The 15632-nt window shown below is 70.2% G+C and carries 10 protein-coding genes; 1 reads left to right on the top strand and 9 read right to left on the bottom strand.

Annotation, left to right across the window (positions count from 1 at the left end):
• Window positions 1–2: 2 nt before the first annotated feature.
• From ABZ707_RS00595 to ABZ707_RS00630, 8 genes are all read right to left on the bottom strand, one after another.
• On the bottom strand, window positions 3–1226 hold the full coding sequence (locus ABZ707_RS00595; protein ID WP_360165415.1) for a phosphoglycerate kinase: 1224 nt from the start codon (window positions 1224–1226) through the stop codon (window positions 3–5).
• A 111-nt stretch (window positions 1227–1337) separates the two neighbouring features.
• Entirely contained in the window at window positions 1338–2342 is a 1005-nt protein-coding gene (gene gap / locus ABZ707_RS00600) for a type I glyceraldehyde-3-phosphate dehydrogenase (RefSeq protein WP_360165418.1), read from the bottom strand.
• 208 nt (window positions 2343–2550) lie between these two features.
• Window positions 2551–5502, bottom strand: a complete 2952-nt coding sequence (locus ABZ707_RS00605) for a M14 family zinc carboxypeptidase (protein WP_360165421.1) — start codon at window positions 5500–5502, stop codon at window positions 2551–2553.
• 152 nt (window positions 5503–5654) lie between these two features.
• Window positions 5655–6644 (bottom strand): DNA-binding protein WhiA, encoded by a 990-nt coding sequence (gene whiA, locus ABZ707_RS00610; RefSeq protein WP_046495602.1) that lies wholly within the window; start codon window positions 6642–6644, stop codon window positions 5655–5657.
• A complete protein-coding gene (yvcK, locus tag ABZ707_RS00615) occupies window positions 6635–7669 on the bottom strand; it encodes a uridine diphosphate-N-acetylglucosamine-binding protein YvcK (RefSeq protein ID WP_360165424.1) in 1035 nt (344 codons plus the stop codon). The genes whiA and yvcK overlap by 10 nt, the downstream gene beginning before the upstream one ends.
• A complete protein-coding gene (gene rapZ, locus ABZ707_RS00620; RefSeq protein WP_360165427.1) occupies window positions 7666–8604 on the bottom strand; it encodes an RNase adapter RapZ in 939 nt (312 codons plus the stop codon). The genes yvcK and rapZ overlap by 4 nt, the downstream gene beginning before the upstream one ends.
• Window positions 8597–10735 (bottom strand): excinuclease ABC subunit UvrC, encoded by a 2139-nt coding sequence (gene uvrC, locus ABZ707_RS00625; protein ID WP_360165430.1) that lies wholly within the window; start codon window positions 10733–10735, stop codon window positions 8597–8599. The genes rapZ and uvrC overlap by 8 nt, the downstream gene beginning before the upstream one ends.
• Before the next feature lie 141 nt (window positions 10736–10876).
• Window positions 10877–11305, bottom strand: a complete 429-nt coding sequence (locus ABZ707_RS00630; RefSeq protein WP_360165433.1) for a Rieske (2Fe-2S) protein — start codon at window positions 11303–11305, stop codon at window positions 10877–10879.
• Between the two features lie 152 nt (window positions 11306–11457).
• On the opposite strand from ABZ707_RS00630, the gene ABZ707_RS00635 reads away from it, so the two are divergent.
• Window positions 11458–12399 carry a carbohydrate kinase gene (locus tag ABZ707_RS00635; RefSeq protein WP_360165435.1) on the top strand — a complete coding sequence of 314 codons (942 nt, stop codon included), beginning with the start codon at window positions 11458–11460 and terminating at the stop codon, window positions 12397–12399.
• A gap of 172 nt (window positions 12400–12571) precedes the next feature.
• Here ABZ707_RS00635 and uvrA read toward each other — a convergent pair whose 3' ends face one another.
• Window positions 12572–15526, bottom strand: coding sequence for an excinuclease ABC subunit UvrA (gene uvrA, locus ABZ707_RS00640; RefSeq protein WP_360165438.1), 2955 nt, complete (start codon window positions 15524–15526; stop codon window positions 12572–12574).
• Window positions 15527–15632 lie beyond the last annotated feature (106 nt).

Genomic DNA, 15632 nt, shown 5'->3' on the forward strand with positions numbered 1-15632 from the left:
GGTCAGTCCTCCAGTGCGGCGAGGCCGGGAAGCGTCTTGCCTTCGAGGTATTCGAGGCTCGCGCCGCCACCGGTCGAGATATGGCCGAAAGCCTTCTCGTCGAAGCCCAGGATCCGGACGGCCGCGGCGGAGTCGCCACCGCCGACGACCGAGAAGGCCGGGGAGTCGACGAGCGCCTGGGCGACGGCGCGGGTGCCCTCGGCGTAGTCGGGGTGCTCGAAGACGCCCATGGGGCCGTTCCAGAAGACGGTGCCGGCGTCGGCGAGCTTCGAGGCGTAGAGCGCGCGGGTCTCGGGACCGATGTCCAGACCCAGCTGTCCGGCCGGCATGGCGTCCGCGGCGACCGTGGTGGGGTGCGCCGGGGCCTTGGTCTTGAGGTCCGGGAACTCCGGCGCGACCAGGACGTCCACGGGGAGCACGAACTCCACACCGTGTTCCTTGGCCCGCTCCAGATACTCCTGGACGGCCGGGATCTGGTCCTCCTGGAGAAGCGAGGAGCCGACCTCGTGCCCCTGCGCCTTGAGGAAGGTGAAGAGCATGCCGCCGCCGATCAGGATGCGGTCGGCCTTGTCCAGCAGGTGGTCGATGACCCCGAGCTTGTCGGAGACCTTGGCGCCGCCGAGGACGACCGCGTACGGCCGCTTGACGTCGTCGGTGAGCTTCCTGAGGACGGCGACCTCGGTGGCGATCAGATGGCCGGCGGCGTGCGGCAGGCGGGCCGGGAGGTCGAAGACCGAGGCGTGCTTGCGGTGGACCGCGCCGAAGCCGTCGCCGACATAGAGGTCGGCCAGTCCGGCGAGCTGGTCGGCGAAGGCGCCGCGCTCAGCGTCGTCCTTCGAGGTCTCGCCGGGGTTGAAGCGGAGGTTCTCGATGACGGCGACCTGGCCGTCGGTGAGGCCCGCGACCACGGACTTGGCCGACTCGCCGACCGTGTCGGTCGCGAACGCCACGTCGGCGCCGAGGAGTTCACCGAGGCGGGCGGCGGCCGGAGCGAGCGAGAAGGCGGGGTCCGGGGCGCCCTTGGGGCGGCCCAGGTGGGATGCGACGATCACCCGCGCGCCGGCCTCGGCGAGCGTGGCGATGGTCGGCTGAACGGCGCGGATGCGGCCGTCGTCGGTGATCCTTGCGCTGCCGGTGCCCTGTTCGAGCGGCACATTGAGGTCGGCGCGGACGAATACCCGCTTTCCTGCGACCCCTTCGGCGAGAAGTTCGTCGATCGTCTTCATATCTACTGCTGGACTCCTTGGAAGGTCTGGACAGGCCGACAGGGCTCGAACGGCGCGCTGCGCGCCGACCGAGCCCTGTCACTCACATCGAGGTGCCTTACCTGCCCTGAATCAGAGCTGGCCGCCGACGAAGACGGTCAGGTCGACCAGACGGTTGGAGTAGCCCCACTCGTTGTCGTACCAGCCGATGACCTTGACGCTCTTGCCCTGGACCATGGTCAGGGAGGAGTCGAAGGTGCAGGAGGCCGGCCAGTTGACGATGTCCGAGGAGACGATCTGGTCCTCGGTGTAGTCCAGGATGCCCTTGAGCTGGCCCTCGGCCGCCTTCTGGAACGCGGCGTTGACCTCGTCCTTGGTCACCTCGCGCTCCAGCTCGACGACCAGGTCGGTGACGGAGCCCGTCGGGACCGGGACGCGCATCGCGATGCCGTCGAGCTTGCCCGCCAGCTCCGGGATCACCAGCGCGGTGGCCTTGGCGGCACCGGTGGTGGTCGGAATGATGTTCTCGGCGGCCGCACGCGCGCGGCGGAGGTCCTTGTGTGGGAAGTCAAGGATGCGCTGGTCGTTCGTGTAGGCGTGGACCGTGGTCATCATGCCCTTGACGATGCCGAAGTTCTCCAGGAGAACCTTGGCCATCGGCGCCACACAGTTGGTGGTACAGGAGGCGTTGGAGATGACGTGGTGGTTGGCCGCGTCGTACTTCTCCTGGTTGACGCCCATCACGATGGTGATGTCCTCGTCCTTGGCCGGAGCCGAGATGAGGACCTTCTTCGCGCCGCCCGCGATGTGCTTCTCGGCGTCGGCCTTCTTGGTGAAGATGCCGGTCGACTCGATGACGATGTCGACGCCCAGCTCGCCCCACGGGATGTCCGAGGGGTTGCGCTCGGAGAGCACCTTGATGGTGTGGCCGTCGACCGTGATCGTGTCGGCGGTGTGGGTCACCTCGGCCTTGAGACGGCCCAGGATGGTGTCGTACTTCAGCAAGTGAGCCGTGGTCGCAGTGTCACCCAGGTCGTTGACAGCCACGATCTCGATGTCTGCACCCTGCTCCAGCAGCGCGCGGAAGTAGTTACGACCGATGCGGCCAAAGCCGTTGATGCCTACGCGGATCGTCACGAACCGATCTCCTCGTTGGTACGCCGGGTTTCGACGCCGGCGAGCTGTATGGGATGTCCCCGACCGCTTATGACCCTACCTCTCCGCAGAGCGCGAGGTGACATCGAGCGCCCCTGCGAGCCGACAGCGGCCCGTACCCATCGGTAGGGGTACGGGCCGCCGCTACGCCGCGGTCACCGGCGTACGTACAGACATAAGGACGTGCGGATCAGTGGCGCAGCGCCCGCAGGGCCTTGCCCAGCACCGCCGCGCGGCGCTCCGCGTCCTGCACGTGCTCCAGGCCGAAGCCGAGCAGCACGGTGTCGCGCGTCGTGACCGACGCGTATGCCTTGAAGGCTTCCTGGGAGCGCGCCCAGTCACCCGCCACGGACGGGCTGCCCTCCGGTGCTCCCGGAGTGGTCCACACCCCCAGCGAGGTCTCGAAGCCCTCGGACTCCTGCTCGACGCCGCCCACGGCCAGCCGCGCGTTGTCCGCGAACACGCCACGGCCGCCACTGCCGGGGTCGGTGATGTAGCTGAGCGACAGCTCCACCTTCTTGCCGGCGTAGGCGCTGAGGTCGAAGGCGACCTGCTTCCAGCCGTTCGAGCTGCCGGTGAGGCTGTTCCAGGCACCGCTGGTGCCGGTCGCGGAGCAGGTGTCGGACCCGAGCGTCAGATAGTGGCCGAGGAACGGGTGGTCGGCCAGGAAGAATCCGGCCTCGCACTCGTCCGGTACCGCGGAGCTGCTCGCACCGCCGGCCTCGGGGAGTGTGGTCCAGTCCTCGGCGCCGGAGCTGTGGGCCTCCAGGACCGCGTGGTCGTAGCCCGGCTCGGTGTTCCAGTTGAGCGCGAAGCGGAGTTCGGGCTGCTGGGCCGCGGTGACGCCCGTGAGGTCGACGGTGCGGCTGAGGCGCCGCCAGTCGTCGTCCTGATGGGTGGCCGCGGCCATCCACTGGCCCTCGTACGGCGCGTACGGGTTGACGATCCCGGTGTACGAACCTCCCTGGGCGCTCTTGAACTGCGGATAGGTCTCGGGGTCCAGAGTGTCCGAGGTCACGGTGTAGGCGCCTGCCGCGTTCAGCGGATTGCCGGGCGCCGCGCCGAGCGGTCCGCCGGCTCCCGAGAGCGCGCCGGCGCCGGTGAATCCGGTGGCCCCGCTGGTGGACGTACGTCCGTACGCGCCGAGGTAGTACTGGCTGAAGTCATTGGTCGCGGCCCGCCCGACCTGGGCGTTGCCGCCGGCCTGCTCTCCGGCCTCGATCAGCTTGCCGCCCTCGTTGAGGAAGTCGCGCACGGCGAGCTGGGTGTCCCCGCCCGGTGCCACGGCACCGGTGTAGTGGACGGCGGTGGCGAAGTGGGAGAGGACCCCCAGCGGATGCGGCGCGCCCTGGGCGGCGACGTCCCAGACGACGGCGGTGCGGCCGTTGGCCCGCAGGGCGTCGGTGTACGCCCTGGTCTGCTGAGCGGGTGCGCCCTCCTCGGCGATCACGAGCGTGTCGGCGCGGGGGCGTTCGGCGACGGTGTAGGTGAAGTGATCACTCGCCGTGGACTTTCCGCTCCTGGTCCGTCCGGTGAACCAGACCTCGACCGTGTCGCCGGGATCCGCGTCCTCGACCTCGGCGCGGTACTCGTCGAAGTGGAGGTTGTCCTCACCGCCGTAGGTCTCGCCGCCCTTCCACGCCGTGAGGTCCTCGTCGCGGGTACGGCCGCCGTTGATCCGGTAGTTGAGCTCCTTGTCCCGGACCGACTTGCGGGCGGTGACGGCGACCTGCTGGTCGGCGCCGCGCGCGTACGAGGTGGTGAACGGGTCGAGCGTGAAGTCGGGCGCCGTCAGACCGACCGAGGAGGACGGCTGGTCGGGGTGGCCGGCGGTCTCGGCGACGGAGAGCGCGAAGGGCAGGTTCTTGGCGAACTCGTCCTGGATCAGCTTCTCGTCGTCGGGGAAGTTGAAGCCGGACTGGCAGTCGCGTGCCTCCCAGGCGTCCGCCGGATCGATGGCGGAGGCGGTCTGGCAGGTGGTCATCTCCGGGGTGAACATCATCGTGCCGTTGACGTTCGCCGCGTGGCCGTCGGCCTCACCGTTGGTGGTGTACAGCTCGGAGGAGACCTGCGGGTAGTAGCCGGGGATCGCGGAGTTCTCGGGGGTGCCGGCGAGCGCCTCGTAGAGCACGTCGTCCGGTGTCGGGGTGGCGACCTGCCAGCCCACGCCGTAGAGCAGCAGTTCGGCGGCGGAGTGGTAGTTGATGCCGTAGTCGAAGCCGATGCGCTTCTCGAAGCGGTCGATCGCCTGGGTCTCCGGCTCGGAGTTCGGGCCGGCGCCCCGGTAGGTCTCACTGGCCGACCGCGGCGACGAGCCCTCGTCGTCGTAGCCCCACTTGTAGCCGAAGTTCCGGTTGAGGTCGACACCGTCGGCCGAGGTGAGTGCCCCGTCGCCGTCGACGTCCCGGAGGTTCTTGCGCCACAGCCTGGCGCTCTCGTCGCTGTGCGTGTAGTCGTACCCGTCCGGGTTGGCGGAGAGGACGAACCACAGCTCGGTGGAGTCGACGATCTTCGTGATCCGGCGGTCCTTGCCGTAGTTGTCCACGAAGTGGTGCATCAGCCGGCGGGTCATCTCGGGAGTGATCCACTCCCGGGCGTGCTGGTTGGACATGTACAGCACGGACGGCTTGGCTCCGTCCTTGGTCGTCCGCGCGCCCTTGCTGAGCTTCAGGGCGAGTATGTCCTGGCCCTTGACGGTCTTGCCGATGGAGACCACTTTGGCGATGCGCGGGTTGGCCTGCCCGGTCCTGACGATCTCCTCCTGGAGATTGCCCCTGCCGCTGTACGGGCGGAAGACCCCGTCGCCCGCGGCCCGCTGCCGGGCCCCGGCCTTGGCCGCGACCTTCCGCTCGGTGACCTCGACACCCTGCTTCTCCAGGGCGCGCGCCTGGGCTCCGGTGAGGAACAGCTCGATGTCCGCCGTCCCCTTCTCCGGGGCCCGTTCGGCGAATTCGTGGGCGTCCTGGCCCGCCGCGAGAAGCAGGGGTATCTGCTCCTTGGTGACCTGGGCCTCGAAGACCCGCACCGCGTCCGCGGCCGGCTCGCCGCCCGTTCCCGACTGCGCCTGAGCTGTCGGCACCGCCGCCAGGCCGCCCAGCAGCAGTGTGCCCGCCGCGAGGATCGATCTCGCTCTGCGTCTCATGTGCCCCCCTTGCCGTTGTCTGCCACATCCGTGGACAGACGCCAGGCTGGCGATGCTCCATGATCATGTCAAGGGTGCGCCATGTGACGGCAAAATGCCTGCTGCCAGCACCTATTCGGCGCCGGCAGCAGGCAGTTGGGACGAAGACGGTCTCAGCCGACAAGTCCGTCGGCGAGTTCCTCGCTGAGATTGGACTCCGTGCCCGGAATCCCGAGATCCTGCGCCCGCTTGTCGGCCATGGCCAGCAGCCGGCGGATCCGGCCCGCGACCGCGTCCTTGGTGAGCGGCGGGTCGGCGAGCGCGCCCAGCTCCTCCAGGGACGCCTGCTTGTGCTCCATGCGCAGCCGGCCCGCGGCGGCGAGGTGCTCGGGCACCTCCTCGCCGAGGATCTCCAGCGCGCGCTGCACCCGGGCGCCCGCGGCGACCGCCGCGCGGGCGGAGCGGCGCAGATTCGCGTCGTCGAAGTTGGCCAGGCGGTTGGCCGTGGCCCGGACCTCGCGGCGCATCCGGCGCTCTTCCCAGGCCAGCACCGACTCGTGCGCGCCGAGCCGGGTCAGCAGCGCGCCGATCGCGTCCCCGTCCCGTACGACGACCCGGTCCACCCCGCGCACCTCGCGGGCCTTGGCGGCGATCTGCAGCCGGCGGGCCGCGCCGACCAGCGCGAGAGCGGCCTCGGGACCGGGGCAGGTCACCTCCAGCGAGGAGGACCGGCCGGGCTCGGTGAGCGAACCGTGCGCCAGGAAGGCGCCGCGCCAGGCCGCCTCGGCGTCACAGGTGGCACCGGAGACCACCTGGGGTGGCAGACCCCGGATCGGACGGCCGCGGCCGTCGACCAGTCCGGTCTGCCGGGCGAGCTGATCGCCGCCGGTAATCACCCGTACGACGTACCGGCTGCCGCGGCGCAGTCCGCCCGGAGCCATCACCACCAGCTCCGAGTTGTGCCCGAAGATCTCCAGGATGTCCTTGCGGAGCCGGCGCGCGGCGATGCTGGTGTCCAGCTCCGCCTCGATCACAATGCGGCCGCTCACCAGGTGCAGCCCGCCCGCGAACCGAAGGATCGCCGAGACCTCCGCCTTCCTGCAGCACGTCCGGGTGACGGGGAGGCGGGCGATCTCGTCTTTCACCGCTGGCGTCATCGCCATGGGCCGATCCTTCCATGCATCCGAAAAATACGGTCGTACGCGGCTGCCAGCAGCTCCGGATCGTGGACCGGGGAGCTGTCTGGCGCGGCCACCGGCGCCAGCTCGACCGCGGCGCCGAACCGTTTCGCGGCATCGGCGAGTGACTCGCAGTCGGGCACGGCGGCCTCGTCGGCCAGCACCACGTCCAGGGCGAGTTTAGGGGCGTGTCGCCCCAAAACCTCCAAATGACGCTGCGGTGAGAAGCCATCGGTTTCACCGGGTTGCGGCGCGAGGTTCAGGGAGAGAACCCGGCGGGCCTTGGTCTCGACGAGCGCGTCGAGCAGCTCGGGCACCAGCAGATGCGGGATCACCGAGGAGAACCAGGAGCCCGGGCCGAGCACCACCCAGTCGGCGTCCATCACCGCGGCGACGGCCTCGGGAACGGCCGGCGGGTCGTGCGGCACCACCTGGACGGACTGCACCTCGCCCCGGGTCAGCGCGACCGTGGCCTGGCCCCGGACGGTGTCCACCTCGTCGGGCCGCGCCGGATCGTGCCCCCGTACGAGCGCCTGCAGCTCCAGCGGCACGGCGGACATGGGCAGCACCCGGCCGTGCGCGCCGAGCAGCTTGCCGACCAGGTCCAGGGCCTGGACATGGTCGCCGAGCTGTTCCCACAGGGCGACGATCAGCAGATTGCCGACCGCGTGCTCGTGCAGGTCGCCCTGGGACTGGAAGCGGTGCTGGATCACCCGGGCCCAGGTCTGGCCCCAGTCGTCGTCGCCGCAGAGCGCGGCCAGCGCCTTGCGCAGATCGCCCGGCGGCAGGACACCCAGCTCCTCGCGGAGCCGGCCGCTGGAGCCGCCGTCGTCGGCGACGGTGACCACGGCGGTGAGATCGCCGGTGATCCTGCGGAGCGCGGCGAGGGACGCGGACAGACCCATGCCGCCGCCGAGCGCGACCACCTTGGGCTGGGCACCGCGCCCGCGCGCCGACAGCGCGGGCGCGCCCCGGCGCAGCCGACGCATACGGAAGGTGCGTCCGGTCACTCGCGCCCCATGTCCCGGTGGACGACCACGGTCTCGATGCCCTCGGAGGCGAGGCGCGCGGCGAGCTTCTCGGACATGGCGACGGAACGGTGCTTGCCACCCGTACAGCCCACCGCGACGGTCACATAGCGCTTGCCCTCGCGGCGGTATCCGGTGGCGATGAGCTGGAGCAGCTCGGTGTAGCGGTCGAGGAACTCCTTGGCGCCCGGCTGGTTGAAGACATACGCGGACACCTCCTCGTTGAGCCCGGTGAAGGGACGCAGCTCGGGCACCCAGTGCGGATTGGGCAGGAAGCGGCAGTCCACCACCAGGTCCGCGTCGACCGGCAGCCCGTACTTGTAGCCGAAGGACATGACGGTGGCCCGCAGCTCCGGCTTCTCGTCTCCGGCGAACTGGGCGTCCATCTTGGCGCGCAGCTCATGGACGTTGAGGCTGGAGGTGTCGATCACCAGATCGGCGTCGCCGCGCAGTTCGCGCAGGAGATCGCGCTCGGCCTCGATACCGTCGACGATCCGGCCGTCCCCCTGGAGCGGGTGCGGCCGGCGGACGGACTCGAAGCGGCGGACCAGCGCCTCGTCCGAGGACTCCAGGAAGACGATCCGCCGGGTCACCTGCTTGGCGTCGAGATCGGCGAGCGACTCGCGGAGGTTGTCGAAGAACCGCCGGCCCCGGACGTCGACGACCACGGCGATCCGCGCCACATTGCCCTGCGAGCGCGCGCCCAGCTCCACCATGGTGGGGATCAGCGCGGGCGGCAGATTGTCCACCACGAACCAGCCGAGGTCCTCCAGACACTTGGCCGCGGTGCTGCGCCCCGCGCCCGACATACCGGAGATGATCACCAGCTCGGGAATGGCCGCGTCGACGGCCTCACCGGCCTCCTTGGAGGTGCCCGTACTCACGTGCCCTGCTCCGTCCCGGTTGTGCTCAGTCATGCGTGCTGCCCCCGTTGTCTTCCATGATCTCTCCTGTTGCCGTGTTCACGGCGGGTGCCGCCGGGGCCGCCTCGGCCAGGGCCACGACCACGGACTCGGCCGTCTTGCGGCCCAGCCCCGGCACCTCGCAGATCTGCTCGATTGTCGCCTGCCGCAGCCGCTTCACCGAGCCGAAATGCTTGATGAGCGCCTGCTTCCGCGACTCACCGAGGCCGGGGACGTCATCGAGCGGGCTGGTCCTGATGCGTTTGGCCCGTTTGGCCCGCTGATAGGTGATGGCGAAGCGGTGCGCCTCGTCCCGTACGCGCTGCAGGAGGTACAGGCCCTCGCTGGAGCGGGGCAGTACCACCGGGTCGTCGTCCTCGGGCAGCCAGACCTCCTCCAGACGCTTGGCGAGACCGCAGACGGCGACATCGTCGATGCCCAGCGCGTCGAGGGCCCGCTTGGCGGCCGCGACCTGCGGCTGTCCGCCGTCCACGACCACGAGCTGGGGCGGGTAGGCGAAGCGCTTGGGGCCCCCGTCGTCCTCGACGGGGGTGCCCGTCCGGGCCGCCACGGCAGGCCCGGCGACCGCCGTGGCACCGGCCGCCGGCACGGTCAGAGGCCCGGCGGGAGGTATGACGAGCGGCACCGCGAGCGGACCGGCCAGGGGCAGCGACTCCTCGGGGGAGTCACCCGGAGGCCCGACGACGGTCTCCGGCTCGGGCTGCTCCGGCCACTCGCCCGTCTTCTCCTTCTCCTGGAGATAGCGCCTGAAGCGACGAGTGATCACTTCATGCATCGACCGGACATCGTCCTGACCCTCGAACCCCTTGATCTGGAAGCGGCGGTACTCACTCTTCCGGGCGAGCCCGTCCTCGAAGACCACCATGGAGGCCACGACGTCGTCGCCCTGAAGGTGCGAGATGTCGAAACACTCGATCCGCAGCGGCGCGCTGTCCAGGCCGAGGGCTTCGGTGATCTCCTCCAGCGCCCGGGAGCGGGTGGTGAGATCGCTGGCGCGCTTGGTCTTGTGCAGGACGAGGGCCTGCTGGGCGTTCCGCCCGACCGTCGCCATCAGGTCCTTCTTGTCGCCGCGCTGCGGAATCCGCAGCGACACCTGCGACCCGCGGCGCCCGCTGAGCCACTGGGCGACCGCGTCCGTGTCCTCGGGCAGGGCCGGGACAAGGACCTCCTTGGGCACGGCGTCGCCGCTCTCCTCCCCGTAGAGCTGCTGGAGCGCGTGCTCCACGAGGCCCGCCGTGTCGACCGCCTCGACCTTGTCGGTCACCCAGCCGCGCTGGCCGCGGACCCGGCCGCCGCGGACATGGAAGATCTGCACGGCGGCTTCCAGCTCGTCCTCGGCCACGGCCACGACATCCGCGTCGGTGGCGTCGGCGAGCACGACCGCGTTCTTCTCCATCGCGCGGCGCAGCGCGCCTATGTCGTCCCGCAGCCGGGCCGCCTTCTCGTACTCCATGTCCTCGGCGGCCTCGGTCATCCGCTGTTCGAGGCGGCGGATGTAGGCGCCGGTGCGTCCCGCCATGAAGTCGCAGAATTCCTCGGCCAGTTCGCGGTGCTCCTCGGCGGTGACCCGGCCGACGCAGGGCGCGGAGCACTTCCCGATATAGCCGAGCAGACACGGCCGGCCGGTCCGCGCCGCGTTCTTGAACACCCCGGCGGAGCAGGTCCGTACGGGAAAGACACGGAGCATCAGATCAACCGTCTCGCGGATGGCCCAGGCGTGTCCGTACGGTCCGAAGTACCGCACGCCCTTCTTCTTGGCGCCGCGCATGACCTGGACCCGCGGGAACTCCTCGTTCAGCGTGACCGCGAGAGAGGGATAGCTCTTGTCGTCGCGGTACTTGACGTTGAAACGGGGGTCGTACTCCTTGATCCAGGAGTATTCGAGCTGCAGTGCCTCGACCTCGGTGGAGACGACGGTCCACTCGACGGAGGCGGCGGTGGTGACCATGGAGCGGGTGCGCGGGTGCAGGCTCGTCAGGTCCTGGAAGTAGTTGGCGAGCCGCTGACGCAGGCTTTTCGCCTTCCCGACGTAGATCACCCTGCGGTGTTCGTCGCGGAATTTGTAGACCCCCGGCGAGTCGGGGATCTGTCCCGGCTTGGGGCGGTAGCTGGAGGGGTCGGCCATGCCGTCCACCCTACTTGCGGGCACCGACAGTGTGGACGCGCCGGTGATTCGTCCGGGGCTCGCACCCGCCTGCGGACCTGGGCGGACCGCCCCGTCGCGGCGGGCTCGCCGCGGCACGTCCCGTACGGGCGCGGGACCGGCTCAGGTGTTCGGACCGGCGACGAGTCTGCCACCGTCGGCCCGGACCGGGACCTCGGGCAGCGGCACGGTCGCGGGGCCCTGGACGGCCTGCCCGGTGGTGACGTCGAAGCGGCTGCCGTGACAGGGACAGTCGCCGATGGTGCCCTCCAGCTTCTCCAGGAGACAGCCCGCGTGGGTGCACTGCGCGCTGAACGCCTTGTACACGCCTTCCGCGGGGCAGCTCACGACCAGCCGCTGCTCCCGGTAGAGCTTGGCGCCGCCGACGGGGATGGCGTCCGCCGCGCCGAGTTCGACGGGGGCGGTCGGCGTGGGGTTCTGGGCGTGGCCCAGCTTCGACTCGGTGGAACACGCCGCCAGCCCCAGTCCGGCCGCGCCGGCGAGCGCGGCGCCCTTCAGCACGGTACGGCGAGGGGCGGGCTGGCCGGGCATGGTGTCTCCACTGGGCAGGGGGCGGTGTCGGTGTCGGGCGGGCCGGGGCAGGCCGTGCCGACGACATACGCGACGATACCGGGGCCGTTCCGGCGGCCGGCCGGGGGCCGTCCCCATGGCTCCGGCCGGCCGGTATGGGTTAGGTTCGGCCGGTGATCGTCGTCGCCGGAGAGTCCTTGATCGACCTGGTGCCGCAGGAGGCCGCCGGGGACCCCGGCGCCCCGTTGCCCCCACTGCTGCCACGGCTCGGCGGGGGGCCGTACAACACCGCGGTCGCCCTCGGCCGACTGGGGGCGCGGACCGGCTTCTGTTCCCGCATCTCCACCGACGGCTTCGGTGAGGCGCTGCTGCGCGGGCTGCTGGCGTCGGAGGTCGACACCTCGCTCGTGCAGCGCGGCCCCGAGCCGACCACTCTCGCGGTCGCCTCGCTCGGCGCGGACGGCTCGGCCGGCTTCGGTTTCTACGCGGAGGGCAGCGCGGACCGGCTGTTCGAGCTGCCGCCCGCGCTGCCCGCCTCCGCACGGGCACTCGCTCTGGGCACCTGCTCGCTGGTCCTGGAGCCGGGCGCGAGCGCCTACGAGGAGCTGCTGCGGCGCGAGGCCGGGCGGGGGCTGCTCACCCTTCTCGATCCGAATGTCCGCCCGGGTCTGATCCCGGACGCGGCGGCGTATCGCGCCCGGTTCGCGGGCTGGCTGCCGTACGTGTCGCTGCTGAAGCTGTCCGAGGAGGACGCGGCCTGGCTCGGCGGCTCCCCCCAGGAGTGGCGGACGCGGGGACCGGCGGCGGTGGTGCTGACCCGGGGCGCGGACGGACTGACCGTATGGACGCCCGACGGGACGGAGGTCTCCGTGCCGGCCGTCCCGGTGGACGTCGTGGACACCATTGGCGCCGGTGACACGGTGAGCGCCGCGCTGCTGTACGGCCTGGCCCTGCGGGACGTCCTCTCGGCGCGTGCGTCGGCCACGCTCGGCGCCGAGGACTGGCGCGAGGTGCTCCGTTTCGCGGCCCGGGCGGCGGCGGTCACGTGTTCCCGTACGGGGGCGGAGCCCCCGTACGGGGCGGAGCTGGCCGGGCCCGACGCGGACGCGCCGTAGGGCGTGTTTTTGCGGGGCGTTCCGACAGCGCGGCGAGGTGCCGCGCTGTCGTCGGCGGCCCGGAGCCGTGTGCCGTCGTCCGTCTCTACCGTCCGCCCCGCCGGGGGCCTCTCGTCCGTCCCGGGACTGTGCCCGGGAAGAAGCGACCGCGGCCGCCCGGCGGGAGTGACGGTCAGGCGCGTCCGGAGCCCGTCCTGGCCGCGACCGGTTTCTTGGCCGCGGTCTTCCTCGTGGTGGTCTTCCGCGTGGTGGTCTTCTTCTCGGGCGCCGCGTCGCTGATCCGCTCCGCGTCGAGAATCTCCCGCAGAAACTTCCCGGTGTGGCTGGCCGGGACCCCGGCCACCTGCTCCGGGGTGCCTTCCGCGATGACCAGACCGCCGCCGTTGCCGCCTTCGGGGCCCATGTCGATCACCCAGTCCGCCGTCTTGATGACGTCCAGGTTGTGCTCGATGACGATCACCGAGTTGCCCTTCTCGACCAGACCCGACAGCACCGTGATCAGCTTGCTGATGTCCTCGAAGTGCAGACCGGTCGTGGGCTCGTCCAGGACATAGACCGTCCGGCCCGTGGAACGCTTCTGCAGCTCGCTCGACAGCTTCACCCGCTGTGCCTCGCCGCCCGAGAGGGTCGGCGCCGACTGGCCCAGCCGGACATAGCCCAGACCCACCTCGTTGAGGGTCTTCAGATGACGCGAGATCGTCGGGACCGCCTCGAAGAAGTCCAGGGCCTCCTCGATCGGCATGTCCAGCACCTCGGCGATGGACTTGCCCTTGTAGTGGACCTCCAGCGTCTCCCGGTTGTAGCGCGCGCCGTGGCACACCTCGCACGGGACATAGACGTCCGGCAGGAAGTTCATCTCGATCTTGATGGTGCCGTCGCCCGAGCAGTTCTCGCAGCGGCCGCCCTTGACGTTGAACGAGAAGCGCCCGGGGAGGTAGCCGCGGACCTTGGCCTCCATCGTCTCCGCGAAGAGCTTGCGGACATGGTCGAAGACCCCGGTGTAGGTGGCCGGGTTGGACCGGGGCGTACGGCCGATGGGTGACTGGTCGACATGGACGACCTTGTCGACCAGGTCGTCGCCGTCCACCCGGGTGTGCCGTCCCGGCACCGACTTCGCGCCGTTCAGCTCGCGCGCCAGGTGGGTGTAGAGGATGTCGTTGACCAGCGTCGACTTACCGGAGCCCGAGACGCCCGTGACCGCCGTGAACACGCCCAGCGGGAAGGACACGTCGATGTCCCGCAGGTTGTTCTCCCGGGCGCCGTGCACGGTGAGCTGCCGTCCCGGGTCGACGGGCCTGCGGACGTCCGGGGTGGGGATGGACCTCTTGCCGGCCAGATACTGGCCGGTCAGCGATTCCTTGTTGGTCAGCAGGCCCTTCAGCGGACCGGAGTGCACGACCTTGCCGCCGTGCTCACCCGCGCCGGGGCCGATGTCCACCACCCAGTCGGCCACCTTGATGGTGTCCTCGTCGTGTTCCACGACGATCAGGGTGTTGCCCATGTCGCGGAGCCGGACCAGGGTCTCGATGAGCCGGTGGTTGTCCCGCTGGTGCAGGCCGATGGACGGCTCGTCGAGGACGTACAGCACACCGACCAGACCGGAACCGATCTGGGTGGCCAGCCGGATGCGCTGGGCCTCACCGCCGGAGAGGGTCCCCGCCGCGCGGTTCAGCGACAGATAGTCCAGGCCGACGTCGACCAGGAACCTCAGCCGTTCGTTGACCTCCTTGAGCACCCGCTCGGCGATCTTCTTGTCCCGGGCGTTCAGCGTGAGCCTGCCGAGGAACTCGGCGCAGTCGCTGATCGACAGCGCGGCGACATCGGCGATGGACTTCTCCATCACCGTGACCGCCAGGACGATCGGCTTGAGCCTGGTGCCCTCACAGGTCGGGCAGGGCACCTCGCGCATATAGCCCTCGAAGCGCTCCCTGCTGGTGTCGCTCTCGGCCTCCGAGTGACGCCGCTTGACGAAGGAGACCGCTCCTTCGAAGGCGGGGGTGGTGTAGGCGCGCTCCCGCCCGTACCTGTTGCGGTAGCGGACCTCGACCTGGGTCTTGTGGCCGTACAGCAGGGCCTTCTTGGCGCGCTGCGGCAGTCCCGCCCAGGGGATGTCCGTACGGAAGCCGAGCGCTCCGGAGAGCCCGCCGATCAGCCGGCCGAAGTACTCCCGGGTGTGGCCGTGCGACCACGGGTGGATCGCGCCCTCGTCGAGCGACTTCTCCTCGTCCGGGACGATCAGCTCCGGGTCGACCTCCATCCGCGTACCGATGCCGGTGCAGTCGGGGCAGGCGCCGAAGGGCGAGTTGAAGGAGAAGGAGCGGGGCTCCAGCTCCTCGAAGGAGAGGTCGTCGTACGGGCAGTACAGGTGCTCGGAGTACATCCGCTCGCGCTCGGGGTCGTCCTCCGGGAGGTCCACGAAGTCGAGCACGACCATGCCGCCGGAGAGGCCGAGGGCGGTCTCGACCGAGTCGGTCAGCCGGCGCTTGGCGCTGTCCTTCACCGTGAGACGGTCGACGACCACCTCGATGGTGTGCTTCTCCTGCTTCTTGAGCGTGGGCGGCTCGGTGAGCTGGATGGTCCGGCCGTCGACCCTGGCCCGGCTGTAGCCCTTGGTCTGCAGATCGGAGAAGAGGTCGACGAACTCGCCCTTGCGCTCACGCACGAGCGGCGAGAGGACCTGGAAGCGGCTGCCCTCGGGCAGCTCCAGCACCCTGTCGACGATGGCCTGCGGCGACTGCCGTGAGATCGGCCGGCCGCACTCGGGGCAGTGCGGCTTGCCGATCCGGGCGAAGAGCAGCCGGAGGTAGTCGTAGACCTCGGTGATCGTGCCGACCGTCGAGCGCGGATTGCGCGAGGTCGACTTCTGGTCGATGGAGACGGCCGGGGAGAGACCTTCGATGAAGTCGACGTCCGGCTTGTCCATCTGGCCGAGGAACTGCCGGGCGTAGGAGGAGAGCGACTCCACGTACCGGCGCTGTCCTTCGGCGAAGATCGTGTCGAACGCGAGAGAGGACTTGCCCGACCCGGAGAGCCCGGTGAAGACGATGAGGGAGTCACGGGGGAGGTCGAGCGACACGTTTTTGAGATTGTGCTCGCGCGCGCCACGGACGATAAGACGGTCGGCCACGCCGGTCCGCACCTTTCTGAAGAGAAGCAGGGGCGCAGCCCCCGTCCCAGACTAGGGGGGTCGCCACAGCGATGGTTGCCAAGCGGTATGTGCCGGCCTTCGGTCT

The sequence above is a fragment of the Streptomyces sp. NPDC006923 genome, assembly GCF_040635655.1.
GTDB lineage: Bacteria > Actinomycetota > Actinomycetes > Streptomycetales > Streptomycetaceae > Streptomyces.

Bases quoted from the DNA above. Each gene is read 5' to 3' on its own strand.
- ABZ707_RS00595 (WP_360165415.1), bottom strand. From the start codon at position 1,226: ATGAAGACGATCGACGAACTTCTCGCCGAAGGGGTCGCAGGAAAGCGG.
- ABZ707_RS00605 (WP_360165421.1), bottom strand. From the start codon at position 5,502: ATGAGACGCAGAGCGAGATCGATCCTCGCGGCGGGCACACTGCTGCTG.
- whiA (WP_046495602.1), bottom strand. From the start codon at position 6,644: ATGGCGATGACGCCAGCGGTGAAAGACGAGATCGCCCGCCTCCCCGTC.
- rapZ (WP_360165427.1), bottom strand. From the start codon at position 8,604: ATGACTGAGCACAACCGGGACGGAGCAGGGCACGTGAGTACGGGCACC.
- uvrC (WP_360165430.1), bottom strand. From the start codon at position 10,735: ATGGCCGACCCCTCCAGCTACCGCCCCAAGCCGGGACAGATCCCCGAC.
- ABZ707_RS00630 (WP_360165433.1), bottom strand. From the start codon at position 11,305: ATGCCCGGCCAGCCCGCCCCTCGCCGTACCGTGCTGAAGGGCGCCGCG.